The sequence below is a fragment of the Paenibacillus cremeus genome, from assembly GCF_007786445.1.
GTDB classification, from domain to species: Bacteria; Bacillota; Bacilli; order Paenibacillales; family NBRC-103111; genus Paenibacillus_G; species Paenibacillus_G cremeus.
On sequence record NZ_VNJI01000030.1, the window covers coordinates 39,925 to 65,803 of the forward strand.

General features: G+C 53.3%; 23 protein-coding genes. 22 read left to right on the plus strand and 1 reads right to left on the minus strand.

The window, feature by feature from the left end; translation table 11 throughout:
• Positions 1–202: 202 nt before the first annotated feature.
• The 9 genes from FPZ49_RS21460 (at position 203) to cyoD (ending at position 8,810) form a co-directional block, all read left to right on the plus strand.
• Entirely contained in the window at positions 203–1,015 is an 813-nt protein-coding gene (locus FPZ49_RS21460; protein ID WP_144850777.1) for a dienelactone hydrolase family protein, read from the plus strand.
• 134 nt (positions 1,016–1,149) lie between these two features.
• Entirely contained in the window at positions 1,150–2,400 is a 1,251-nt protein-coding gene (locus FPZ49_RS21465; RefSeq protein ID WP_144850779.1) for a lactate racemase domain-containing protein, read from the plus strand.
• Positions 2,401–2,610: 210 nt separating this feature from the next.
• Positions 2,611–3,333: a metallophosphoesterase family protein gene (locus FPZ49_RS21470; protein WP_144850781.1), complete on the plus strand. Its 723-nt coding sequence runs from the start codon at positions 2,611–2,613 to the stop codon at positions 3,331–3,333.
• Positions 3,334–3,355: 22 nt separating this feature from the next.
• Positions 3,356–4,156, plus strand: coding sequence for a polysaccharide deacetylase family protein (locus tag FPZ49_RS21475; RefSeq protein WP_144850783.1), 801 nt, complete (start codon positions 3,356–3,358; stop codon positions 4,154–4,156).
• A gap of 173 nt (positions 4,157–4,329) precedes the next feature.
• On the plus strand, positions 4,330–4,578 hold the full coding sequence (locus tag FPZ49_RS21480) for a hypothetical protein (protein WP_144850785.1): 249 nt from the start codon (positions 4,330–4,332) through the stop codon (positions 4,576–4,578).
• 239 nt (positions 4,579–4,817) lie between these two features.
• Positions 4,818–5,855: a ubiquinol oxidase subunit II gene (cyoA, locus tag FPZ49_RS21485; RefSeq protein WP_144850787.1), complete on the plus strand. Its 1,038-nt coding sequence runs from the start codon at positions 4,818–4,820 to the stop codon at positions 5,853–5,855.
• 21 nt (positions 5,856–5,876) lie between these two features.
• On the plus strand, positions 5,877–7,847 hold the full coding sequence (locus FPZ49_RS21490; RefSeq protein WP_144850789.1) for a cbb3-type cytochrome c oxidase subunit I: 1,971 nt from the start codon (positions 5,877–5,879) through the stop codon (positions 7,845–7,847).
• Positions 7,847–8,473 carry a cytochrome o ubiquinol oxidase subunit III gene (cyoC, locus tag FPZ49_RS21495; RefSeq protein WP_144850791.1) on the plus strand — a complete coding sequence of 209 codons (627 nt, stop codon included), beginning with the start codon at positions 7,847–7,849 and terminating at the stop codon, positions 8,471–8,473. The genes FPZ49_RS21490 and cyoC overlap by 1 nt, the downstream gene beginning before the upstream one ends.
• A gap of 1 nt (position 8,474) precedes the next feature.
• Positions 8,475–8,810, plus strand: a complete 336-nt coding sequence (gene cyoD / locus FPZ49_RS21500) for a cytochrome o ubiquinol oxidase subunit IV (RefSeq protein ID WP_144850794.1) — start codon at positions 8,475–8,477, stop codon at positions 8,808–8,810.
• A gap of 70 nt (positions 8,811–8,880) precedes the next feature.
• On the opposite strand, the gene FPZ49_RS21505 is transcribed toward cyoD, so the two are convergent.
• Positions 8,881–9,780 (minus strand): LysR family transcriptional regulator, encoded by a 900-nt coding sequence (locus FPZ49_RS21505; protein WP_144850796.1) that lies wholly within the window; start codon positions 9,778–9,780, stop codon positions 8,881–8,883.
• 182 nt (positions 9,781–9,962) lie between these two features.
• On the opposite strand from FPZ49_RS21505, the gene FPZ49_RS21510 reads away from it, so the two are divergent.
• The 13 genes from FPZ49_RS21510 (at position 9,963) to FPZ49_RS21565 (ending at position 25,845) form a co-directional block, all read left to right on the plus strand.
• Complete coding sequence (locus FPZ49_RS21510) at positions 9,963–10,667, plus strand: isochorismatase family protein (RefSeq protein WP_186445982.1); 705 nt, start codon at positions 9,963–9,965, stop codon at positions 10,665–10,667.
• A gap of 33 nt (positions 10,668–10,700) precedes the next feature.
• The gene (locus FPZ49_RS21515; RefSeq protein ID WP_144850800.1) at positions 10,701–11,417 is read left to right on the plus strand and encodes an isochorismatase family protein; all 717 of its coding nucleotides are present in this window, start codon (positions 10,701–10,703) and stop codon (positions 11,415–11,417) included.
• A 29-nt stretch (positions 11,418–11,446) separates the two neighbouring features.
• Positions 11,447–13,042, plus strand: coding sequence for an ABC transporter substrate-binding protein (locus FPZ49_RS21520; RefSeq protein WP_144850802.1), 1,596 nt, complete (start codon positions 11,447–11,449; stop codon positions 13,040–13,042).
• 32 nt (positions 13,043–13,074) lie between these two features.
• Positions 13,075–14,022 carry an ABC transporter permease gene (locus FPZ49_RS21525; RefSeq protein WP_144850803.1) on the plus strand — a complete coding sequence of 316 codons (948 nt, stop codon included), beginning with the start codon at positions 13,075–13,077 and terminating at the stop codon, positions 14,020–14,022.
• A gap of 48 nt (positions 14,023–14,070) precedes the next feature.
• Complete coding sequence (locus FPZ49_RS21530; protein ID WP_144850805.1) at positions 14,071–14,961, plus strand: ABC transporter permease; 891 nt, start codon at positions 14,071–14,073, stop codon at positions 14,959–14,961.
• 18 nt (positions 14,962–14,979) lie between these two features.
• The gene (locus FPZ49_RS21535; RefSeq protein WP_144850808.1) at positions 14,980–17,085 is read left to right on the plus strand and encodes an ABC transporter ATP-binding protein; all 2,106 of its coding nucleotides are present in this window, start codon (positions 14,980–14,982) and stop codon (positions 17,083–17,085) included.
• Positions 17,069–18,433: an MFS transporter gene (locus tag FPZ49_RS21540; protein WP_144850809.1), complete on the plus strand. Its 1,365-nt coding sequence runs from the start codon at positions 17,069–17,071 to the stop codon at positions 18,431–18,433. The genes FPZ49_RS21535 and FPZ49_RS21540 overlap by 17 nt, the downstream gene beginning before the upstream one ends.
• A gap of 22 nt (positions 18,434–18,455) precedes the next feature.
• Positions 18,456–18,590 carry a hypothetical protein gene (locus FPZ49_RS36935; protein WP_261381523.1) on the plus strand — a complete coding sequence of 45 codons (135 nt, stop codon included), beginning with the start codon at positions 18,456–18,458 and terminating at the stop codon, positions 18,588–18,590.
• 312 nt (positions 18,591–18,902) lie between these two features.
• Positions 18,903–20,684, plus strand: coding sequence for a sensor histidine kinase (locus FPZ49_RS21545; protein ID WP_261381524.1), 1,782 nt, complete (start codon positions 18,903–18,905; stop codon positions 20,682–20,684).
• Between the two features lie 41 nt (positions 20,685–20,725).
• Complete coding sequence (locus FPZ49_RS21550; protein WP_144850812.1) at positions 20,726–22,309, plus strand: response regulator; 1,584 nt, start codon at positions 20,726–20,728, stop codon at positions 22,307–22,309.
• Positions 22,310–22,461: 152 nt separating this feature from the next.
• Positions 22,462–23,367 (plus strand): ABC transporter permease, encoded by a 906-nt coding sequence (locus tag FPZ49_RS21555; protein WP_144850814.1) that lies wholly within the window; start codon positions 22,462–22,464, stop codon positions 23,365–23,367.
• A 2-nt stretch (positions 23,368–23,369) separates the two neighbouring features.
• The gene (locus FPZ49_RS21560; RefSeq protein ID WP_144850816.1) at positions 23,370–24,239 is read left to right on the plus strand and encodes a carbohydrate ABC transporter permease; all 870 of its coding nucleotides are present in this window, start codon (positions 23,370–23,372) and stop codon (positions 24,237–24,239) included.
• Between the two features lie 31 nt (positions 24,240–24,270).
• Positions 24,271–25,845: an extracellular solute-binding protein gene (locus tag FPZ49_RS21565; protein WP_144850818.1), complete on the plus strand. Its 1,575-nt coding sequence runs from the start codon at positions 24,271–24,273 to the stop codon at positions 25,843–25,845.
• Positions 25,846–25,879 lie beyond the last annotated feature (34 nt).

Consider the following 25,879-nt stretch of genomic DNA (forward strand, 5'->3'; position numbering starts at 1 on the left):
GGAGGGGCTCTCGCCATATGGATGGGGATCAATTTTATTAAGCAAAACGCGAAAGCTCTGAGTAATTGAAGCAGCAGCGAGGAGAAGGGTGATTCCTTCTCCTTTTTTCTATATAAAATTTCGGTTATGAATGGAATTTCTCACCAATACTCGTCCTGTTAATGATAAACTTCATGATAAAGCCTACATAGGAGTGATAAAAATGAATTTACAAACGACTTGGATTCAGTATGGCGCAGACGATCAATTTAGCGGGTACCTGGCTAAACCCGAAGGGGACTTCGGTTCGCTGCCGGCCGTCATCGTGCTGCAAGAAATTTGGGGTGTGGACGCGCATATTCGGAGTGTGACGGAACGGTTTGCTGCAGCAGGGTACGTCGCCTTTGCACCCGATTTGTACTCGATCAATGGGAAGCATCCGGAACCCCTTTCACCCGAGAGCATTACACGGTTTAAGCTGTTCAGGGATTCGCTGCCCCCCGAGGTGTGGATGAATGAAGAAGCACGTGCGCAGGCATTAGCCGAACTGCAGGAGGAAGAACGGAACGGCTTAATGGACACCCAGAAGCTGATGTTCCAACGAGATATGAAAGGGTATTTGCAAAAAATTACGGAAGCAGCGACGTTTTTGCGTGAACAAGAGCCGACCTCGCGTGGGAGAAGGGTTGCATCGGTTGGTTTTTGCCTGGGAGGCGGCTTGTCGGCGCAGCTGGCTTGCCATGATCCGGAGCTGGCTGGAGCGGTTATTTTCTATGGTAGTGCGCCCGGGGCGGAACAACTCCAAACGATCGCTTGTCCAATCATCGGCTTCTATGGCGGCAAGGATGCACGAATCACGGATGCGGTACCTGCATTTAGCGAAGCCATGAGTGCGGCGGGAAAAAGCTTCGTCCCGCATGTGTATCCCGAAGCACCGCATGCGTTCTTCAACGACACTCGAGCAAGCTATCGCGTGGATGCCGCTCGGGATGCGTTTGCCCGCACTCTTGCCTTCCTCAACGAACAGTTAGCTTGAGCATAAACAATGGGATAGTAGCATGATCATGAGGCTGCCGATGGAATGGTGGCCTTTTCTGCCTCATTTCGACAGTATTTTTGAGTTCAATGGAGTAATCTTAAATAAATTCCAAACGTTACGGGAGGTCATCTATGGACATCATGGAGCAGCTGCTAAATCATATTCCACTACCTAGAATGGTGGAGGTCAAACAAACATTTCATGCACCGGAGATTGCCGACGTACCGGCGGCGGTACGGGAAGCCCTCGCCCAAGCGGACGTATTAAACCGAATTGCTGCAGGCGATCGAGTGGCCGTTGCCGTCGGGAGCCGTGGGGTCGCGGACATTGCCCTGATCACACGTGAAGTTGTCCGAGCTGTAAAAATGGCGGGGGGCCAGCCATTCATCCTTCCAGCGATGGGCAGTCACGGAGGGGCTACCGCTGAAGGGCAGCTGGAGGTGCTGGAGCAGCTCGGAGTAACCTCCGCAACGGTTGAGGCACCCATTCATGCGGAGATGGATGTGATTGAAGTGGGAAGGCTGCCCAACGGCCTTCCGGTCTATACGTCACGCCTTGCCCTCGAAGCGGATAAGGTGATTGTGATTAACCGAGTAAAGCCTCACACTGCCTTCCGCGGGCCAGTCGAAAGCGGACTGACGAAAATGATCACGATCGGCTTAGGAAAACAAAAAGGGGCGGACTCCGCCCATGCCTACAGCTTTAAATATATGGCCGAGCACATTGTAGAGATGGCCAAGGTAGTGCTGTCCAAGGTTCCGGTCATCTTCGGTCTGGCAACGATCGAGAATGCGTATGATCGGCCGGCCCGCATTGTCGCGGTTCCATCCGAGCGCTTAGCGGTGGAAGAGCCTAAGCTTCTTCTCGAAGCGAAGCGGCTGATGCCCTCCATTTTGTTTGATCCCATCGATGTCCTTGTAGTCGACGAGATCGGCAAAAATATATCGGGCGACGGCATGGATCCGAATATTACCGGCCGCTATGGAACCCCCTATGCCAGCGGTGGTCCCGCCGTAACGCGGATCGCCGTTCTCGGTCTAACGGAGCAAACGCATGGCAACGCGAACGGTATTGGACTGGCCGATATCACCACAAGCCGGGCCATCAAGCAGATGGATGCGGCGAAAGGCTACGTCAACGCTTTGACCAGCACGGTGCTCGAGATGGTCAAAATCCCGCTTGTTCTGGATACCGATGAAGGGGCAATAAGGGCGGCTATCAAAACCTGTAACTGCATGGACATGAATCATGTCCGCTTGGTTCGAATCAAGAACACGCTGGATTTAAAGCATATATGGATCTCCGAAAGCTTGCTTCCGGAAGCGCTTGAAAAGCCGAATGTCGAGGTGCTTGGGCAGCCAGTGGCGATGAAATTTTTTTAAAGAGGAGCAGCAGGATGAGCGGAATAACCCTTAAGTAAATTAGAAGAGGCTTCGCCGCTGCTTGGTATGTCGTTGACTAAACTTGCCCAGTGATCAGGCAAGTTTTTTTGTTTTGGAATATCCGAGTATAATTAAAAGGGAAAATGAACCCCGATGTCAAAAAAGAACCTGATGCAGTGAAATCGAAAAAGTCGCTTGGAGGGAACGGTGTTGAAGGCTGCTTTTATCTCGGATATCCATGGGAATGCGGTGGCGCTTGAAGCGGTGTTAGCGGATATCGCTAAGAAAGACGTGAGTAGGGTATATGTGCTTGGAGACCTCATCTTCAGGGGGCCGGAGCCTAAGAGAGCTCTGGATCTGGTGCGCTCGCTGCAAACTGAAGTGATTAAAGGAAATGCGGACGAATGGGTTGTTCGCGGAGTTCGTCAAGGCGAGGTTCCAGAGCAGGCGCTGGAGCTGATGAATCAGGAGCGCAATTGGACCGTGGCTCAGTTAGATGAAGCTGACCTGCATTATTTGGGCGGTTTGCCAACCGAATTACATATCCAGCTGGGGGCTGTGTTCATCCACGCGTTTCATGCTACCCCTTTCAGCTTATTTGAAATCGTTCCGCCGGACACGGAGGACACGGTGCTGGAAGAGAAGCTCATGTCCGCGGCGGAGGCCGACATCTATGTGTATGCCCACATTCACAGGCCATATATTCGGTACATAGGTGGAAAAACGCTGATCAACCTCGGCAGTGTAGGGCTTCCTTTTGACGGCATGCCAAAAGCATCCTACGCTATAGTAGAGGTATCGGAAGGAAATGTGAGCACGTCGATCGAGCGGGTCTCCTTTTCTAACGAGAAGGTCATTGAATTGTATGAGCAGGTGCAATATCCGAATTCGGCCATGATGGCTGGCATCATCCAAAGAGGAAGTATCAAGTAACTTGAAGAGGAGTGTGATTCCCATGCCCAAAATCATGGTGGCTTTCCCCCAGGGAAAGCATAAGGTGTTAACGATGAGCTATGATGACGGCCGAGCTGCAGACATTCGGCTGGTGGAGCTGTTTAACAAGCATGGCATTAAAGGAAGCTTCCATATTAATTCAGGCATGCTTGGCGAGGGGGATCGGATCCCGGCGGATCAAATTGCCGACCTGTATCGCGGGCACGAGGTGTCTGCGCATACGCTGACGCATCCTACGATTGCTAGGAGTCCTAAGGAGCAGCTTGTACATGAAGTATTCGAGGATCGCAAAAGACTGGAGCAAATCGTCGGGTATACGGTAAGAGGACTTTCCTATCCGAACGGTTCGTTTAATCAGCAAATCAAAGCGATGCTGCCTTATCTGGGGATCGAGTATGCCCGATCGGTACAAAGCACCGGACAATTTGGCATGCCTGACGATTGGATGGAGTGGAAACCTACTTGCCATCACAAGGCCAACTTGATGAGCCTCGCAGAAAGCTTTGTAGCCCTGCATAAAACGCAGTATCTCTATATGATGTACGTATGGGGACACAGCTATGAGTTTGATCTCGATCACAACTGGGATTTAATCGAGGGCTTCTGTGAATACATGGGCGGCAGACAGGATATTTGGTATGCAACCAACATGGAAATCGTAGACTATATGAGTGCCTTTCAAAATTTGAAGTTCTCAGCCTCCAGTGATTTTGTATGGAATCCTTCGGCGGCATCGGTCTGGTTGAATGTAGATAATCAGATGGTGGAGGTCAAAGGCGGGAGCCAAATTCACTTGACGTAAAGAGCGTTCGCCGCGGTCGTTCTGGGTTCTGATCTGCCCGATTTCCTTCAACTCAAGAGTGTGTCCAAAAAATGATCAAAAAATGAATATTTTTTGAACGCAAACGCTTTATTTGTGTTATAATGAATTTATATCACAGAAAGTTCATTAATTCTTGAGGAAGTGAAGATATCGTGACAACTAAGACGACAGCAATTCAAACCGAACGAGAAGGAAAGTCGCTGTTTTTAGCGATGAAGATCGGTGCATGGGCGGCTCTTTGTATAGGCCTGGTATTGTGTCTCGTTAATGTCCATGATTTCAGCGACAACAATGCCTCCCTCATGTCCGGGATCGGTTTCATGGTAGGCAGCGTGTTCATTTATACGATTGGTACGGCAATGAATCTCGTGCATAAGCGAAACTCCGGCTCCGAGAACTAAATAACATGCATACGGCATCATCGAAGGGCTGTTTCCAACTGGAAACGGCTCTTTTTGTTTGTCGAAATGGTTAACAACTTTTTACGGAAATAAGGCAGTCTGTTGACGCATTTGTTAACACCCCCCACAAGCAAAGATGAACATGATATATTTTTCACAAACGCATAGCGCACTGTGATTTATGTCATATCCGAATGGCGGATGACAATTTAACATAGTGAACTTGGGAGATGAATTATATGAATATTGCGAAGATCATGCAAAGGCTCACCGCATTCGGCATGCTGGCGGGAATCTCCGTGCTCGCCTCCGGATGCGAATCGATGATCGTGTTCGATCCGAAAGGACCGATCGGCGCTCAGCAGCGCGATCTGATCTATTTTACGATGCTGCTCTGCCTCATTGTCTTGGTTCCCGTACTGCTGCTGACGGCATGGATTGTGTGGCGTTACCGCGACAAGAAGGACAATAAGGCGTCTTATCAGCCCAAATGGGCGCACAGCACGAAGCTGGAGCTGATTTGGTGGGGGATTCCGATCGTCATTATTCTGATTCTGGCGGGGGCAACGGCGCGCTATACATATGCGTTGGATCCAGCCAAACCGATCGAATCCAAGGTCAAGCCGATCACCATTCAGGTGACATCGCTGGACTGGAAATGGCTGTTTCAGTATCCGGAGCTGGGCATTGCTACGGTTAACTACCTTGTCATTCCGGAAGACACGCCGATCCGCTTCGAACTGACCTCGGACGGTCCGATGAACTCCTTCTGGGTGCCACAGCTCGGCGGGATGATTTATACGATGTCCGGTATGGCGACTACGCTGTACTTGCAAGCGGATGAACCGGGCAATTATATGGGGACCGGGGCTAATTTTACAGGCCGTGATTTTGGCAAGATGGGCTTTAATACCAAGGCTGTTACTCAAGCCGACTTTGACCAATGGGTCAAGCAAGCGAAAGCCAGCGGAAAAGCACTGACGGAAGAAGGGTATCAAAAGCTTGCGGAGCCCGGCACGACGGTGCAGCTCACCTACAATTCGATTCCGGATGGGTTGTTCGGGCGAATCGTACACGACTATTCCATGAGCCGCGGCGCGGTGGCTGGTATTCGCCAACGAGCGCAAACGCTCAGCGAGCAGCACGCTAAAGAAGCTGGCGAGGGTCAATCGGCACCGGCTAATCAGCCGCCAAAAGAAGCTCCAAGTAATGGAGGCCATTCCGGCCACAGTATGAACATGAATATGAACATGCAAAGCGGAGCTATGAATCATTAGTAAGGAGAGGAGGGTGACTCCATGTTAGATCAAATTAAAGACTTTGCCTCGTGGTTTTTCGTTACCGGCGATCCGCTCATCTACGGCGCGGACATCGCCATCGGTTTGACAACCGTCGCCATCATTTTCGTTGTAACGTATTTCAAAAAGTGGAGCTGGCTCTGGCGCGAATGGCTGACCTCGGTCGACCATAAACGCGTCGGGATTATGTATATCATCGCTTCACTGCTCATGCTGTTCCGGGGAGGCGTCGATGCGCTGCTGATGCGGACGCAGCTGGCGTTTCCGGATATGAAATTTCTATCGCCGGAGCACTATAACCAGGTATTCACGACGCATGGCGTGATCATGATTTTGTTTATGGCGATGCCGCTCATGTTCGGATTATTCAACATTGCCGTGCCGCTGCAGATCGGCGCGCGCGACGTAGCCTTTCCGTTCCTGAACTCGCTTAGCTTCTGGCTGTTTTTCATGGGCGCAATGCTGTTTAACATGTCGTTTGTCATCGGCGGCTCTGCGGATGCCGGCTGGCTTTCGTATCCTCCGCTGTCGGAGATGACAGGAAGTCCGGGTGTAGGGCAGGATTTCTACATCTGGGGCATTCAAATTTCAGGGATCGGCTCGCTCATGACCGGGATTAACTTTATCGTTACGATTCTCAAGATGCGTGCTCCTGGCATGACTTGGTCGAAGGTGCCAATGTTCACCTGGTCGGTCTTGTCCAGCTGCATCACCATTATCGTTGCGTTCCCGGTACTGACCGTTACGCTGGCGCTGTTGTTCCTGGATCGTTATCTTGGGGCGCATTTCTTCACGATGGACGGCGGCGGCAACGCCATGATGTACGTCAACCTGATCTGGATGTGGGGCCATCCTGAAGTATATATTGTCGTATTGCCGGCCTTCGGGATTTACTCGGAGATCGTCTCAACGTTCTCGAAAAAGCGGCTGTTCGGCTACGCCTCTATGGTATTTGCGATGATGAGCATCAGCTTGATGTCGTATTTCACATGGCTGCATCATTTCTTCACGATGGGCTCCGGGGCGAATGTCAACTTGTTCTTCGCCATTACGACCATGATCATCGCCATCCCAACGGGGGTCAAAATTTTCAACTGGCTGTTCACCATGTACCGCGGCCGCATCACGTTCAGCACACCGATGCTGTGGTCGATCGCGTTCATCCCCTGCTTTGTTGTCGGCGGGATGACAGGGGTTATGCTCTCGGTAGCGCCGGCGGACTTCCAGTTCCACAACAGCTACTTCCTGATCGCTCACTTCCACCAGGTGCTGATCGGCGGCGTCGCGTTCGGATACTTCGCAGGGTTGTACTACTGGTGGCCGAAAATGTTCGGCTTCAAGCTCAATGAAACGCTTGGCAAATGGGCGTTTTGGATTTGGAACATCGGGTTCTATGTCTGCTTCATGCCGCAGTACTTTGTCGGCTTGGACGGTATGACTCGCCGCGTGAGCACGTACAGCTGGGATACCGGCTGGTGGGGATTGAACTTCACGTCGACCATCGGCGGCTTCCTGATGGGACTCGGCTTCTTGTTCCAAGTATGGCAGATCGCGCACAGCATTAAGTTCATGGAAAAGGATACGACAGGCGATCCATGGAACGCTCGTACGCTGGAATGGTCGATTCCATCCCCGGCGCCGCTTTACAACTTCGCCACAACACCGCAGGTCACGGATCGCGACGACTGGTGGGAGGAGAAGGAACGCATTGCGGCTGGGATGGCACCGAAACCGAAGCCGGCTTTGGAGCCGATCCATATGCCGAAAAATTCGGCGATCCCATTCATTCAATCCGTATGCTGGTTCGCGGTCGGCTTCGGCTTCGTCTTCCACTGGCTGTGGATTGCGATTCCTGGGCTCATCGGGGTTGCTGTGACGATGCTCGCGCATTCTTTTAACTACGATACCGATTATTATATCCCGGTGGATGAAATTCAACGCACGGAAGCTGCGGCAAGGAGGTCAGCCTAATGGCACATACAGCTCACGTATCCCATTCGACGGCTCATGCTCATGAGGCTGGCCACGATGGTCATCATGACCAGGAGGAGCTTCGTAAATTCGGATTTTGGATTTTCCTGATTACCGACTGTATCTTATTCTCGGCGCTGTTCGCGACCTATATCGTTCTTAGAGGCAATACAGCTGCGGGGCCGGGGGCGAAGGAACTGTTCGAAATGCCCGGCGTCATTGCGGAGACGTTCATCCTGCTGACCAGCAGCTTTACCAGCGGACTCGCGGTCCTCGCCATGAACGCCGGCAACCGCAAAGGTCTGATCGGCTGGCTGGCCGTAACCGTACTGCTGGGCGCCTGCTTTATCGGACTCGAGGTCACCGAGTTCGCCAAGCTGGTGGAAGAAGGGCATACGATCTCTTCCAGCGCATTTCTTTCCGCCTTCTTCACCCTTGTAGGCACGCACGGGCTTCACGTTTCGCTTGGCTTGTGCTGGATCACAGCGCTGATCATTCAGCTGGCGCGGCACGGGATCACGCCGGTTACCATGCGGAAGGTGCACATTACAAGCCTGTACTGGCACTTTCTCGACGCGGTGTGGATCTTCGTATTCACGATCGTCTACTTGATGGGGGTGATGTGAGATGGCGAAGCACGGCAGCACGCACGGCGGCCATTCCGGCCATGGCGGCCATCATGGATCGCTAAAGGAATATGTCCTTGGGTTCGCCCTCTCCATTATCCTGACGATCATCCCGCTGATGGTAGTCATGAAGGGCTGGCTGCATGGAACGGCGGCAGTGGTCGTACTTCTGGGTACGGCGGCGCTGCAATTTGCGGTACAGCTTCTCTTCTTCATGCATCTGCGTGAGGAAAAGGGACCACGCTACAACCTAATGACGCTCATCCTTGGATTGATCATCGTCGTTACGGTTGTCATCGGCTCCATCTGGATCATGACGAACAATCCAATGTATTAATAAGACCAATAAGAGTCGGACTCCGGATTACGGGGGTCCGGCTTTTTATTATCCCCGTCCCGCAAGCAAGTTAACTGCCGCTCAAGCTCCAATAATGCTCCTTCATATGACGAATCAGCAGCTGGTCCAAGCTGTTAAGCGGTTCCTCGTTATACATGAGATACGTTTGACTTTGAAAGAACGGATCGTCCTGCAGCGGAACAGCGGTCAGCTCCCCACGCTCGATTTCCTGCTTCATATAGGAGGGGGAATAGAAGAATACGCCAGCGTTACGGGCCACAAGCCATTTGATCAGCTGAAGGTTATTGGTTTCGAAGCGCGTAGTAAACTTGATGTTCTGTTTGTTGAAGGAAGCCTCCAGCTGCTTGCTGTACTGCGTATCGCGCGGATAAGAGATGATGGGCTCGTGGACCGCATCTTCAAGGGACACGGACGCCGCACGAGCCATGGGATGAGAGGAGGAGACGATCAGCATGGTCGGCTCGCTGTGAAGCAGGTGATACGACAGATGAGGATCGTTGGAGGTATAACGGGTAATGGCGACCTGGAATTCCTTGTTTTTGATCAGTCGGACCAGCTCATTAGCGGCATAGGTATGCACTTGGACCGAAATGTTCGGGTATCTCGACAGAAAGGAAGCCATAATGTCTGGCAAAACGCATGCGGCATACGAGTTATTGCAGCCGATCGACAGCTTCCCTTGAGCGCCTCGCTTGACAAGCTCTACGGCTTCCCGGCCATCATGGACCGCTGTGAGCGATTTGAGCGCAAAAGGCAGAAACGCCTCCCCTTCCGGTGTCAGCCTGATCTCCCGTCTTCCTCGCAAGAATAAGGACTTCCCCAGCTCCTTCTCCAATTGATGGATTCGATGCGAGACGGTCGGTTGAGGAATATAGAGCTTCTCAGCCGCCTTCTGAAAGCTGCCCGAACGATAAATGGCTACGAAGGTTTCCATTTGCTCCAGTGTCATGGCGCTCCCTCCATCCAGTTTATATGTTATATATTATAACATTATATATTCATTTAATGAATGAAAACATGAAAATTACGTCATTTACATCGAAACAGTCTCGTTTTATAGTTATGACAAGGTTAGTTAGTGTTATATAAATTAACATTAACTTGACAAAATAGACGATGGAGGGAAACCGTATGAAAGCAAACTGGCAGGCATTCTTAAGCGAACGCGACAAGGAGCACGACAAGCTGTGGGGCAAAAAAGCACTGGCAGGCTTCGGAGAAAAGCCGGCGCTGGTCCTGATCGACATTTATTACAGTGTCCTCGGTTTAAAGCGTGAGCCGATCTTCGAATCGATGAAGCTGTGGCCATCCAGCACTGGACTCGAAGGCTGGGCAGCCGTTGACCGGACGGCCGTATTGCTGGTAGCGGCTCGCGAGAGCGGCATACCGGTCATTCATGTGAAAGGGATGAGCGGCATTGAGCCGTGGGTGCGCCGCAAGCGCGAGAAAAACCCGGCCATGACGGAGGAGCTCCGGAAGCTGGGGATGGAGATCGTGGAGGAAGTGAAGCCGCTTCCCGGCGAGCTGGTCATTGAGAAATCGGCTCCCAGCGCTTTCCACGGGACGCCGCTCCTGTTCCAGCTGGTCGCGCTTGGCGTCGATACAGTCATCTGTGCAGGAGAAACGACGAGCGGGTGTGTCCGAGCGTCTGTCGTGGATGGAGCGACGTACCGGTTCAAAATGGGTGTCGTCGACGAATGCTGCTTTGACCGGACTGAGGCTTCCCACCATATGAACTTATACGACATGCATCAGAAATACGCCGACGTGGTGGACCTTGATTATGCCGTGAATTATTTTAATCGAATCGCCGCTAAGAGTGCTGTGAACCTATAAGCCAAACGGAATCCATTAGAGGAGGAATCGGACATGTACGGATGGGAAGCTTACTTAAGCGAGCGGGATCAAGAGCACGACAAGCTGTGGGGAAAGAAGGAGCTGGCGGGCTTTGGGAAGAAGCCTGCACTTCTCCTGATCGACATTTACTACAGCGTATTGGGGCTTACGAGGGAGCCGATCCTCGAATCCGTCCGAAAGTGGCCGATGAGCACGGGGCTTGAAGGCTGGCAGGCGGTGGATGAAACGGTAGGACTGCTGGCCGCCGCCCGCGAGAACGGCATTCCGGTCATTCATGTGAAAGGCCTACATACGGGAGTTGTGCATTGGGGACGCGGAGGCGGCCGCAAAGGGGAAATTCCGCTGACGGAGGAAGAAAAGCGGCTCGGCACGCAGATTGTCGACGAGGTGAAGCCGCTGCCCGGCGAGCTCGTGATCGAAAAGGCGGCGGCCAGCGCATTTCACGGAACGCCCCTGCTGTTCCAACTGAACGCATTGGGGATCGATACGGTGATCTGTGCCGGGGAAACGACCAGCGGCTGTGTCCGGGCCACCGTAGTGGACGGTGCGACCTTCCGGTTCAAAATGGGAGCGGTCTCGGAATGCTGCTTCGATCGAACGGAGGCTTCCCATTACATGAATCTGTATGATATGCACCAAAAGTACGCCGACGTCGTGAACAAGGAGCAGGCGATCGCCTATTTTCGAAGCCTTGCGGCTGAACGCAAAGCGGTTTCCCAGGCCATCTAAAATCTAAACCGATACGAGGAGGAGTCCGAATGGAAAATACAAAAGGACGAACTAAACGCAGCTTATCGGTCATTGGACTCTTGCTCACCGGGGCGCTGCTCCTGGGCGGCTGCGGCGGAGAAAACGCACCGCCAACTGCGGCAGAAACCGGAGCAAGCGGAGCCGGAGCCGCTGTGGAGCAGAAGGCGCTCAAGGTCCGGTTTTACGACGATCCGGCGGGCTTTGATCCGGCCTCCATTTTCCGTATCGAAAACGAAAATATCGCCTTCAACATCTATAGTGGTCTGACCACCTACGATTCGCAAACCGGTAAAGTGGTCCCGGATCTTGCGGAAAAATGGGAGAGCCCCGACAACAAGGTATGGACGTTCCATTTGCGAAAAGGCGTGCAGTGGCAAGGCGGGTATGGAGAGCTCAAGGCCAAGGACGTTCTCTACAGCTACAAACGCATCCTGGATCCGAAAACGGCATCGCCCTACCAAGCCGAATTTAACAATGTAGCGACCATCGAGTCGCCGGATGATTATACCGTCGTCATTACGCTCAAAAAGCCCGATGGCAACTTCCTTCATCAAGTGGCTAATTACCATCAGGGCCAAATCGTGAAGCAGGAGGCTGTGGAGAAATACGGGGACCAGTTCAAATGGCATCCCGTCGGTACGGGGCCCTATGCGCTGGAGAGCATTGACCCCAATTCCCGCATTGTGCTGACGCGGCATGAAGCCTATTTTGGCGGTGCAGCCCCGATTCCAAAGCTCGATTTCAGCATCATCAAGGATGACCAGACCGCTACCATCGCGCTGCAAAATGGGGAAGTGGACCTGGCCATGCGGATCAGCAGGCAGGAATCGCTCGATCAGCTGGAGTCCGCCGGCTTCAAAATGAACCATGTGGACAATTATGCCGCGTCCCTGAAGGTATTCAATCTGTCCAACCGTTATTTAAAGGACATTCGGGTACGGCAAGCGTACGCCTACGCCGTGGACTACAATGCCATCGCCAAATCGATTTCGCCGAAGCTTCAAGCGCCCGCTAACAGCTTGTTAATGGATTGGATGGACGGGTACACGGAGGACACGGTCCATTACAAGTACGATCCGGAGAAGGCCAAGTCGCTGCTGAAGGATGCGGGATACGATAAGGGAATCATGATTAAGCAGTTAACCACCTCTGCTACTGGAGTCACCGACCCGATGCAGCTGGAGAAGGAGTACCTGGCGAAGGTAGGCATTAACCTAGAGTTTGAGCTTGTGGATACTCCTACCTTCAATAAACGGCGGAATGACGGTGATTTTGATACCACCTCAAGGCTGCTGCCTGCGGTTAATCCCGATACGCTGCTCTTCAGCTTCTTCCACCCGGATAATCTGGCTCCCAAGGGCTTGAACGGCGCCCGTTACGACAATAAGGATCTGACCACGAAGCTGGAATCGGCGCGCGCCGAGGTCGATAAAGGCAAACGGACGGAGCTGTACAAAGAGGTGCAGCAGATTGCGATGAAGGACGTTCCGTACCTTCCGCAGTACACAAGCAATGTTTACTGGCCGGGAAAGAAGGAGATCGGCGGCGTCGTCATCAACAAGCTGGCTCAGGTCAATTTTCATGACGTGTCTTGGACCAAGTAAGGCTTTGCGATTCTGCTAGGAGGTGACTGTCCGTGGTGCTCTATTCCGTCAAAAAGCTTGCCCAAATGGCGCTTACCCTCCTCGGGGTGGTCACGCTCGTCTTTTTCGCCCTCCGGCTGATCCCCGGCGACGCCGCTTCGGCGCTCGCCGGAGATCACCTCTCGGCGGCTGCCATGGCCGACCTGCGCGAGAAGCTCGGACTGAACCGCCCGTTGTGGCAGCAGTATTTGCAGTATTTGGGGCATCTGGTTCAGCTCGATTTTGGCAATACCATCACCACTTCGCTGTCGATTAAAGGGCTGCTCGCAAAAGCACTGCCGATCACGGTTCTGATTGCAGTATGCACCGTTGTCTTCAGCGTGCTGGTGGCGATTCCCTTGGGGACGCTGGCGGCATATATGGCGAACCGGGGCAAAAAAATGCTGGATAATGCGCTCATGTCGCTGGCCATGGTCGTCGATTTGATGCCGTCCTTTTGGATGGCGCTGCTGCTCATGCTGCTGCTGTCCTTGAGCCTTCACCTTCTGCCGGCGACCGGCCCGATCTCGTTCGATCGCCCGGAGTTCATGCTCCGCCGGATGGCGCTGCCGATCGCCGTACTGTCCATCAGCCAGATTGCGAGTCTGGCCCGGATTACACGGACCAGCGTACTCGAGGTGCTGAACGAGGACTACGTTAAGACGGCGCGGGCGCTCGGCACGCCGAATCTGGCGGTCGTCTTCCGTCACGCGCTGCGGAATGCGGCGCTGCCCATTGTCACCGTCGTCGGACTGAGCTTTGGGCATTTGCTCAACGGGACCGTCATTACCGAGTTCATTTTCTCGATTCCGGGCGTGGGAACGCTGCTGGTGAACGGGATCAACAGCCGCGATTACCCGCTCGTGCAGAACGTGATTCTGGTGTACGCCGCCTTGTTCATCCTGGTGAATGTAGTGACGGACCTGGTGTACAAAAAGCTCGATCCCCGCGTTCAATTCTAGCCACAAGTGGCACGAGTCGATGATCGGGGAAAAATAGGAGGGAAAACCATGGAAACGGGAACACCTACTGTTGTGACTCAGCGGCCCCTATTCGAACCGGCTCGCTTGCGCCTTCCCTATTTGCATGCGCTGCTCCGCAACAAACAAGCCCGATGGGCGCTGCTGCTGCTCATTCCTTTGATCCTGCTGGCATGGCTTGCGCCGCTTTTACCTTTGTCTCCGCCCCTGGAGTCCAATGTCCGCGCCAGTCTGAATGCACCGTCGCTGCAGCATCCGTTCGGCACGGATAAGCTTGGACGCGACGTGCTGAGCCGAACCTTGTCCGGGATCCGCGTGTCCCTGTTGGTCGGGATCACCGTATCGGTTCTGGCGATGGCGGGCGGGATGCTGATCGGAACGTTGTCCGGCTTTTTCGGCCGGCGGGTGGACCGGTCCATTATGGCTGCCGTAGACGTGTTCTTATCGTTCCCGTCGCTATTACTGGCCATAGGGCTGGTAGCGACGCTCGGAGCCGGCACGTTGCCCGTCATCATGGCCATCACCATAGCCGACCTGCCAAGGATGATTCGGCTGCAGCGCTCGATCGTGCTGAGCTTAAAATCGCGGGCCTTCATCGATGCGGCGCGGATCGTCTCCGCTCCCAAGAGCTGGCTGATGTGGAAGCACATCATGCCCAATACGCTGGCACCCATGCTGGTGGCCGGAAGCATCACGGCAGCCAATGCGATCCTGACCGAGGCGGCGCTGAGCTTTCTCGGCCTTGGCATTACCCCGCCTGCCCCTTCCCTCGGCAATATTATCCATGATGGACAAATGTACCTTCAGCAGGCATGGTGGATTTCCGTGCTGCCCGGCTTGGTCATTCTGCTCATTACCATTTCGCTTCATTTTTTCAGCGACGGCATACGCATCGTGTTGGACCCGAAATCCCGCCAATAGAGAGTGGAGGCAGCCGATATGGAAAATGCGATTCTAAAGCACCAAACGACGGTTCTGCACGAGCTTACGGATTCTGTTACGTCACCAGCGTTAGAGGCGGTTTTAGAGGTTGACGGTCTGCATACGCATTTCGAGACGGAGGGCGGCATCGTCAGGGCGGTGAATGGCGTTTCGTTCACGCTGGCCCCGGGCGAACGAATGGCGATCGTAGGCGAGAGCGGCTCGGGTAAGAGCGCGATGGCGATGTCCTTGATTCGTCTCGTCTCCTATCCGGGGAAAATCGTGTCCGGCAGCATCCGCTTTGCAGGCCAAGACCTGCTGAAGGCTGGGGAGCGGGAGATGAACCGGCTGCGCGGCGGAGACATCGGAACCGTGTTTCAGGATCCGATGACCTCGCTCGATCCGGTGATGCGAATCGAGGATCAGATGGTCGTGCCGATTCGCCGGCACCTGGGCTTAAGCTCCAAGCAGGCTTCCGCCCGGGCGGCCGAGCTCCTGGCCCAGGTTGGCATCCCCGACCCTCAGGCAAGGCTTCGCCAATACCCGTTCGAGCTGAGCGGAGGGATGCGCCAGCGGGTGCTCATTGCGATGGCGATCGCGTGCCACCCGAAGCTGATTATTGCCGACGAGCCGACTACGGCGCTGGATGTGACCATCCAGGCTCAAATCGTGGAGCTGCTCAAGCAGCTGACGGCTTCCACGGGCAGCGCCATGCTGTTTATTACCCACGATATGGGCCTGGTGGCCAGGTTTGCCCACCGCGTAGCGGTCATGTATGCAGGGAAGATCGTGGAGATGGGACCGGTAATGGAGGTCTTCCAGAGCCCCCAGCATCCGTACACGCAAAGCCTGCTCCGGACCATTCCAAGCATGACCGGGCCCAAGCCGTCCAGACTGCTGCAGATCGAAGGACTGCCGCCGGATATGCGGCTCCCGGTCAGCGGGTGCGCCTTCAAGGAGCGATGTACCGCAGCGCAAGGGCGCTGCTCGGTGGAGGCGCCTGAATTAAGAGGGAGCACGGAGGGGGCCGGTCACCTCGCTGCGTGTTGGGTGGAAGGGGGACTGACTAGCTCGGGACCACTGGGACCTCAGGGGAACGAGTGGCTGTCTTCAAGCCTGCATGCAGGTTCCGTTAGCGATGCGACGGCAACGGGTGACGATGTGCTGTCCGTGCTCGGGCTGCGAAAGCAATTTCTGCGTAAGCCGGGTGTGCCCTGGAAGCAGGCGGTGAAGGTTCAGGCTGTGAGCGGCATCGACCTTCGGCTGCGCCGCGGAGAAACCATCGGGCTGGTGGGCGAAAGCGGCTGCGGCAAGAGTACCACGGCCAGGCTGCTGCTTCACTTGGAGGAGCCGACGGACGGGGTGATTGCCGTAAACGGCGAGCCGCTGACGGAGCTGAAGGGAGAGAGCTGGCTCTCGTACCGCAAGCGGGTGCAGATGGTGTTCCAGGACCCGTATGCTTCCTTCAATCCCAAGATGACGGTCTCCGAGATCATCTGCGAGCCCCTTGATGTGATGAAAATCGGAACCCGACCGGAGCGCAGACGTAAAGCTTACGATTTAATTCAAAAGGTAGGGCTCGATCCGGCCTATCTCGAGCGGTTTCCGAGTCAGCTGAGCGGCGGACAGCGGCAGCGGGTAGGCATTGCCAGGGCGCTGGCCCTCTCGCCTGACGTCATCGTGGCCGATGAGCCGACCAGCGCCTTGGATGTATCTGTCCGCGCCCAAGTGATCAACCTGCTCAGCGACTTAAAGAAGGAGCTGGGAATCAGCTTCGTCTTCATCTCCCACGACCTGTCCACTGTTCGCTACATCTCCGACACGATTGCGGTGATGTATTTAGGTGAGATCGTGGAGCTGGGCCCGGCTGAGGAGGTGTTTCAGTCCCCGATGCATCCTTACACAAGAGCGCTGCTCGCGGCGGTGCCCATCCCGGATCCGGTCAAAGAACGAAGCCGCGCGGTCGAGCTGTTATCCGGGGATCTGCCTAGCCCCGCGAATCCGCCGGCCGGCTGTGCTTTTAGCAGCCGTTGTCCTCTGGTATCGACCCGCTGCCGGGAGGAGAAGCCCGTGCTAATGCAGTTTGGGCAACGAAAGGCGGCTTGTCATGTTGCTCAGTCGTAAGGGGGAATCAGAAGAAGCTGCTTCTGCCGTGGGAAGTGATTTGACGCCGCAGGAAAGGCTGTATGCCAAGGTGGGAATTTGGGCGGGACTTGTATTTTTTACCGTGACGTCCGTTGCGCAGCCCTTCTTCTCTCTGTATGCGGAATCGCTAGGTGCTTCCACGGCCGAGATCGGCTTGCTCGTCATGCTTCGTTCACTGCTGCCGCTCTTCATTGCCATGCCGGTCGGACAGCTGATCGATTCGCTCGGCGCCATGACGATGTCCCGCGTAGGCTTTCTCAGTCTGGTGCTATCCCTGCTGCTCATGGCGACCGGCACCTCGCCGCTCTGGCTCGGGCTGTCCCAGGTACTCATGGGCGCTTCCATCATTATCTCTTCATCTTCTCTGCAGGTGCTCGTATCCGGCGGCGGGGCTGCTTCCCGCAACCGGAGCATTAACAATTATTCCATGGCGATGTCCGCCGGGGGGATGCTGGGACCGCTGCTGGGAGGCGCTGTCGTATCGATGGCGGGCAGCGGCTCGGAAGCATACCGGATGGCGTTCTGGGTCTCGCTGGCCTGTTCGATCGCCGCTGCGCTTTCATTGATTGCAGCTTCAATGCTTAGAAGCGCCAGTGCGAAAGCTGCTTCGAATCCGGTTCGCGGCGAACATGCAGCTGCAGCCCCTTCTTCGGGATCTAGCGTCCGGGAAGCGTTCCAGCTCAGCCGGATGATCGACAGCTACGCAAGCGGCTTCCGCCTGTCCCGACTTCGAGGCGTTCAATTCGGCTTGGCCGGAACCTTCCTCATCATGTTCATTCAGGCGTTATCCATGAGCTTTATTCCGCTGTTTCTTAATGCGGCCGGGTACCCCGCCTGGCAAATTTCCCTGGTCGTTTCCTTGAATGGCTTGGCAGGGCTGCTGTCCCGGTTCTGTTTGGATGCGTTGATCCGGCGCGCCGGCCTGGAAAGGCTGCTTTTGGCCGCCGGAGGGCTCGCAGCCATCTGCTTGATCGTGATCCCTCCAGCATCCTGGCACGGGCTAACCTTCGCCCTACTGACCGTCGTGCTGGGAGGTGCCGTCGGCCTTAACCTGCCGGTCAGCATCATGATCATGGTGAACGATACCGGGGATGGGGACCGTGGAAAGGTGATGGGGCTCAGGCTGCTGGTAAATCGCTTATCCCAGCTGATGAGTCCTGCGATGTTCGGCCTTCTGGGCCAGACGATGGGGCTATCCGCAGCCTTTTATACCGGCGGGGCCGTTCTGCTCGCAGCCGTGGCTGGGTTTACGGTCGCAAGCGGGTACAGGCCCCGGCGGCGGAGTGCAGAATATACGAGGAGGCTGAAGCAGGATAGATCGGTTTGAAGACCATTGCTGGAAGGATGTTGTGAATCAAGAGCTGCCGGACATTTACAAGGCTTACCGGAGGGATACGTGGATCGGCCGAAGGCCGGCGCTGCTGGTAATCGATCTCTGCAATTTGGTCCATCAAGGCGGCGCAAGCCGCCCATTTTGGGCGTAGGACAGCCTGAAACAGATCGTCAAACGGTGTGAATATAAGGTTTAGAAGCGGCCTGCGAAGCGAATTTCGCAGGCTTTTTAGCTAGGTGAACTGAAAAAAATCATAAAAATGTCCGTGTAAAAACTTAAAAATGCCTCTTGGATTCATGTGCAGCTTTCAAGTATAGTGTCGTGTAAACGGATACAACAATCGCCACCCAAATACTTTCATAGCGTCGAAGCATCGCGGCATGTACAATAGGCAAGTAGAAGACGTTGAACAAAGGAAGGGCTAGGCATGGTGCATAATCGATGGATACGAAGGGCCATTTTAATGATACGAAACATGAAGTTCCAAACCAAATTAATCGCAGGCTATCTGCTGGCTTGTCTTATTCCACTGCTAGGTGTAAGCGCCATCATCTTTCATCAATCGGCAGCAGGGCTCGAGGATTCCTCTCAAGAATTCGCCTCTCTGTATACGTCCCAGATTAGGACTACGCTAAACGAATTCATTAAAGAATATGACAAGGTCACGAAGTCGGTCTTGGTCGACAGTGAATTAATCTACAAGCTCGGAGATGAGCGAAGATTATCCATGGATGAGCTGATTAACCAGAGGGTGGCCGTCCAGCGCCTGCTGATGCGGGTCGCCTATCTCAAGCAGGAGATCGGAACCGTGATGCTCGTCAGCCGCGATAACAATGTGTATCAGTATACGACGACCACAAGCCGAGTGAACGAGAACATGGTTTTATCTCAGGAGTGGTACAAGCGGCTCCGCAATTCGGGGGATACCTTTTTCATTACCGGATTGCATGATCGTTCCTATTACGAGGATAAAGGTGCGGGGGCCGTCGTGACGGTAGGCCGGGTGTTGTTCAGCTCCAACGGGGCTTATGCGGGTATGCTTCTGATCGATCTGGATCCGTTTACGCTGCTGCAGCTGGATCATGATTTCGTCTTGGCGCGGGACAAGTACGGCATAAGTGTCATCATCAGCAATCGGCAACGCGAGATCATCTACCATTCCGACGCGGCCAGCGGCCGGCTGTCCTGGGAGCAGGTGCTCAAATCCGGTGCGGATTATATCAACGAAAGCGGAGGGCAAGATCGGATTGTTTTATCCGGAAGCACCCCGAATGGAGAGCTGTTGATCAAAACTGAGATTCCACGCTCGAAGCTGCTGCAGAAAATCAATCAGATCAAAGGCATGACTGTCATCGTGATTCTGATGAGCTGTCTGATCATCACGCTGATCTCGCTTGCTTTAAGCTATACGATCACAAGGCCGATCAAGGCGCTGCGCAGAAGCATGAAGCAGGCGGAAGCAGGCCAATATGTGCCCATCGAGAAAGAGCAGGCGAACGACGAGATCGGAAGCTTGGTAAACAGCTACAACAAAATGATCATTACGATCCGAACCTTGATCGAAGACGTGTATATCGCGGAAATCAAGCGGCGTCAAGCCAAATTCATCGCGCTTCAAAATCAGATCAACCCCCACATGCTGTACAACACGTTGGAATCGATCCGCATGAAGGCGCTGGTCAAAGATGACGAGGAAACCGCGGGCATGATTAAAATTTTGGCGCGCATGTTCCGTTTGGCGTTAGGCAAGGAAGGCAGACACCATTCGATAAAGCATGAATTGGAGTATACAGCCAATTATTTGCAGCTTCAGAATATCCGCTTCGATAATATGTTCCGACTGGAGCTCCGGATCCCGGATGAAATGCTGCATTGCAGCATCATCCCACTCGTACTTCAGCCGATTGTGGAGAACAGCATTAATCATGGTTTTGTGGATTACAGCCAGCCTATGCATATCGAGATGGAAGGGATCTGGACGGAAGAAGGGGACATTTTAATCCGGATCACGGACGACGGGGCCGGCATGTCTCAAGAGAAGCAAGAGGAGCTGCTGGCCTTATTGGGGGACGCGGAATCGGACAAATACAAGCTCGAGGAGAACAGCGAACCGGAAAGTAAAGGGCTAGGACTCAAAAATATCGCAGAGCGCATCAAGCTCCAATATGGAGATCGGTATGATTTGACGATTCGTCCTGGAATAGGACGTGGAACGGTGGTCGAGATTTTAATCCCCAAGCTTTAGGTTGATATCAGATTCGAAAGTAGACGGAGAGGGGCTTTGGGATGAGGTTGATTTTGGTGGACGACGAGAAGGGCATTGTGGACGGTCTCAAAAAAATGATCGGACGTTATCTCCCGGAATGTAAGGTGGTCGGCGTTGCTCACAATGGCTTGGAGGGCGTGAAGCTAATTCAAAAGTTGCAGCCCGACGTTGTCATTACAGATATTCGCATGCCGCAAGCCGATGGTCTCGATATGATCCAAATGCTCAGGGATGAGGGCAGCAAGGCGAAATTCATTCTCTTGAGCGGCTATGCTGATTTTGAATACGCTCGAAGAGGCATGCAGCTGGGCGTGCAATTTTACATCAACAAGCCGGTGGAAGAAGAGCAGCTGCGGGACTGTGTGCATCAAGTCATGGAGACGATCCAAACGGACAGGGCCAAGCTCCGGGAGGTGGACGATCTGAAGCAGGAGGTTCACAGCCGCAAGCAAGAGAGCGCCTTGAGGGATATGCTGGATGTCGGCAGCGAAAATGCAGAGCTGATGGAAGAATTGCTTCAGGCTGCGCAGCTGCCGACGGATGGGGCCAGCTTCGCCTGCATTCTGCTTGAATTCGACGGCCATGCCGATGCTTTGAAGGAAATGAGCTTTCAGCAGGTGCTGTGTAAAATCGATCTAGCCTTAAAGCCGTACCGCGGCGTGTACCGGTTCCGTTATTCGGGCTCCCAGGTCGCCGTGGTGGTTAGCCATAGCGGAGCCATCGGATATGGTGATTTGGTTCATAGGATCAAAACTCTTAAGGAAGGCGTCTATAGGGATTTAAAGCTGTCCATGACCGTCGGCATCGGTACGGTTCAGAAGCGGGCCGCCGGCATCAGTCAATCGTTTGAGGAGGCCCGTTATGCCTTGAGCTATAAAGTGGTTAAGGGACTGGACACCGTGATTCCATATCCGGAAATTATGGATCTGAATGAGCGAAGTCACCCCGTTCCTGAAGAGCTCGAAGCGAAGCTGGAGGCTGGCCTCGACAACATGGACGAGGTAGAATGTGTGGGCACGATCCGCGAGATCTTCCGATGGATGGAAGGAGAACCCAGCATGAGTCCGGCCGAGCTCCAGCTGCAGTGCTTGAACATCCTGCTCTCCAGTGTTCGTAAAATGTCCTTCCAGCAGCTACAGCAGAATGATTTTTTGGGCCGGCATATCCTGTCTCTGGAGGGGATTGCCCGGTTTCGGACGCTGGAGCGTCTAGAGGAATGGATGATTCAAGTGATCCGCCGAATGATTGCGTTTAAGCTGGAGCATAATATTCCCAAGAAAAAGGATATGATTACCCAAATCAAGGATTACTTATCGAAGCACTACAATGAATCGATCAGCCTTGCCGAGCTCGCTGCCCGTTTTTTCATTAGCCCCTATTATTTAAGCCAGTTTTTCAAGCAAAAGACCGGGGACACGTACGTGAATTATTTGGCGCAGCTTCGAATTGGCAAAGCGAAGGAGCTGCTGGAGAAAACCGACTTGAAGGTGTATGAGATCTGCCAGCTGGTAGGATACTCGGATACCCAGCACTTTGCGCGGCTGTTCGAGAAGCTGACCGGGTGCAAGCCTAGCGAATACCGCAGGAACCTGCCGAAACTATAAGCGTATTTAGCCACTCCGTGCAGGGGTGGTTTTTTAAATCTCCTTAAAAATGACCCGGTTTTAACTTAAAAATGACCGATTGAGGGACGCATCCCCTGGCTGTATAGTAACTGTGTAAGCGAATTCAACAGCTAGATAGAGGGGGGAAGAAGTTGAAAGCCGTTGCATTTCATCGAATGAAGGTGTATTGGCCGCTGTATGTGATGGCCGTTCCGGGAATTCTTTTTCTGATTATGTTTAAATACATTCCACTGGCCGGCGCGGTTATCGCTTTCAAGGATTATTCGGTGTTCAAAGGGTTTATTGATAGCCCATTTGTAGGACTCAAGCATTTTAAGACTCTGATTCACCATCCTGACTTCGCCAAGGTATTCGGCAACACGCTGATGCTGGGCTTTCTCAAAATCGTGCTGGTCTTTCCGATACCGGTTCTGCTGGCTCTGATGATCAACGAGATTCGCAAATCGGCACTGAAGAAAGGGATCCAGACCGCGTTGTACATTCCGCACTTTTTGTCTTGGGTGATCGTGGCCGGGATCGTCTTCGATTTCTTTTCGCTCAGCGGACTGTTCAACATCATCGCCGGATGGTTCGGGCACGAGCCGGTGCTGGCCATGCAGGAAAGCGCGTTTTTTCGGCCCGTTTACGTGACGGCCTCCATCTGGAGGGATGCCGGTTGGGGGACCGTGGTGTATATGGCCGCGATCAGCGCGATCGATCCTCAGCTCTATGAGTCGGCGATGATGGACGGCGCGTCGAAATTCAGGCAAATTCGCCACATTACATTTCCGCTTCTGCTGCCTACGGTGCTGGTGCTGTTCCTGCTGGAGATCGGCAACTTTCTGGACCTGGGCTTCGATCAAGTGTTTAATCTCCTCACCCCGATGACCTACAGTGTAGGAGATATTCTGGATACGTACGTGTTCCGGACAGGCATTCAGCAGGCGCAGTACAGCTTCGCAACGGCGGTAGGCTTGTTTCAGTCGGTCATTGGATTTATTCTGGTATTTGTTTTCAATCAGCTGTCGAAGAAGGTTTCGGATGGGGGGCTCTGGTAGACATGTTTGAATCGAGAGGGGAAAAAGCATTCGTCACAGCCATTACGGTCATTCTCATCCTGTTGTCCATCATCGCTCTCATACCGCTCCTATCCGTGATCTCCATCTCGTTTAGCTCCAAAAGTGCTGTGGATATGAACCTGGTCACGATCTGGCCGAAGCAGTTTACGCTGGACTCTTGGGGGCATATGATCGACCGTCCGGATCTATGGAAGTCGTTCTTCCTAACGCTTGGTTCGACGGTGATTGGCACGGTGCTTGCACTACTAATGACCGCGTTGCTGGCCTATCCGCTGTCGAAGGTCGAGTTCCGCTGGGGGGGCGTCATCATGGTTGGCGTGGTGATCGCAATGATCTTTAAGGCGCCGATTGTGCCGTACTTCCTGACGGTTCGCGGTATTGGGCTGTACAATAATCCGCTGGTTCTGGTTGTACCGCATATTTTGAATCCGTTCAATCTAATCATTATGCGAAGCTTCTTCAAGCAATTTTCCAAGGAATTGGAGGAAGCCGCTTTCCTTGAGGGCTGCGGGTATTTCCGGATGCTGTTCCAATTCGTGCTGCCGCTGTCCAAGGCCGTGCTGGCGACACTAGCTTTATTCTACGGGGTCGTGCTGTGGAACCAGTTCCAGCATCCACTCTTTTTCCTGCAAAATCCCGACTGGTTCCCATTGCAGATCAAGATCCGGCAGTTCATCACGGACGACAACGTCATTATGGCGGGTGCGGCTTCACAGGCTGACCTCAACTACAATGAGCGGACCTTAAGGGCAGCGACGGTCATTTTTGCGATCGTCCCGATCATTATGGTATATCCATTCCTGCAGAAGTATTTCGTCAAAGGAGCCATGATCGGCTCTGTTAAAGGGTAATGATTAAGAAAATCATGAGGGGGAACATCACATGAAGCTTAAAAAGATGGGCTTATTATCAGCGGCAGGTGTCCTTGCTATTACTGCTGTAACCGGCTGTACTGGAAACACGAAATCTTCCGAAAGTCCTGCCCAGAATCAGACCGCAGGCGTCGATGACAATGTCGATATCGAAGTATGGGGAACCAATATCGGCTACAAACCCATCACCAAGGGCAGTAAGACGTATGATTTTATTAAGCAGAAGCTAGGCGTTGGTGTGATCAGCCCGTATGTGGAATGGAATGGGGGCACCAACTACTTAAACCAATTGAACCTGAAGATCGCAGCCGGCGAAACGCCCGATTTGTTTTTACCCTATCAGGGCATTGAAAATAACTTGGCCAAAAACGGTGCTATCGCCGATCTGACCGATCTTCTGCCCAAATATGCGCCGAATGTATGGCAAGCCATTCCGCAGGATGTTTGGAATGTCGTCAAAGCCAACGACCCTACCGGTCAGGGCAGAATCTACTATATTCCTAATATCATTGACTACGGAAGATACGCTGGTATGATTCGTCAGGATTGGCTGGACAAGCTGGGCTTGCAGATGCCAAAGACGCAAGAGGATTTTGTAAAAGTTCTAGAGGCGTTTCGGGATAAGGATCCGAATGGCAACGGACAGAAGGATGACCTTCCTACCGGTGGCCGTCAGGAGGCGCGTTGGATGGATCACTTGTTCGCCATGTACGGTGTGGCTATATTCGAGGGCTATCCGGATTGGGACCTGTACGACGGCAAGCTGACATATTCCGCGGTAACACCGAATATGAAAGCCGCCTTGGAATTCGCTGCAAAATTGTACAAGGATGGATTATTGGATAAGGAATCCCTTCTGAACGACAAGGCCAAGTGGGACGGCAAGGTCACGGCTAACAAGGCGGGCGTCTTCTTCCAGTGGGCTGAACAAACCAATCTTTATTTGGATGGTTTGCAAAAGAACACCGGTGTGAAGGGCAACTACACTGTACTCCCCATTCCAGAAGTCTCGGGCTATAAGGGTTTTTATACGGCGAAAAGAAGGATGGATCCGCAATGGGTCCTCAAGAACAGTAAGGACCAGGCGAAGCTGTTGGCCTCTTTGAAGCTGCTTAACAATATGTACGACAAAAAGAACTGGAAGGATTTGTACCTTGGTGTAGAAGGAATGCACTATACGATGAAGGATGGCAAAGCCGTCAAGCTTCCGGATGACAAGAGCACCCAAGAGAATATAGGGCTTTTTAACCCGGCTTCAAGTGTGGCGACACTTGATTTTACAACCGATCTTCTTAAGAGCACGGCATCGGCGGACGACATGTGGATGGTTGATCAATCCGTCCGAAACATGCAGGGAGCTCAAAAATATGCCAAGTTCATTGCCGGAGACGGCATGCCGGCCAACGTTTACGACGGCTTCGCGGACATTCAAAATCGAACGATGTACGTGGAATACGCGAGCAAGATTATTCTTGGCCAATATCCAATCAGCAAATTTGATGAATTCGTAGACAAGTGGAACAAATCGGGTGGCGAAGAGGTTACGAAGCGTGCTAGAGACTGGTATGCGAAAATGAAAAAATAATCGTTTGATTACAAATATCCGCCTTGCTTCGATT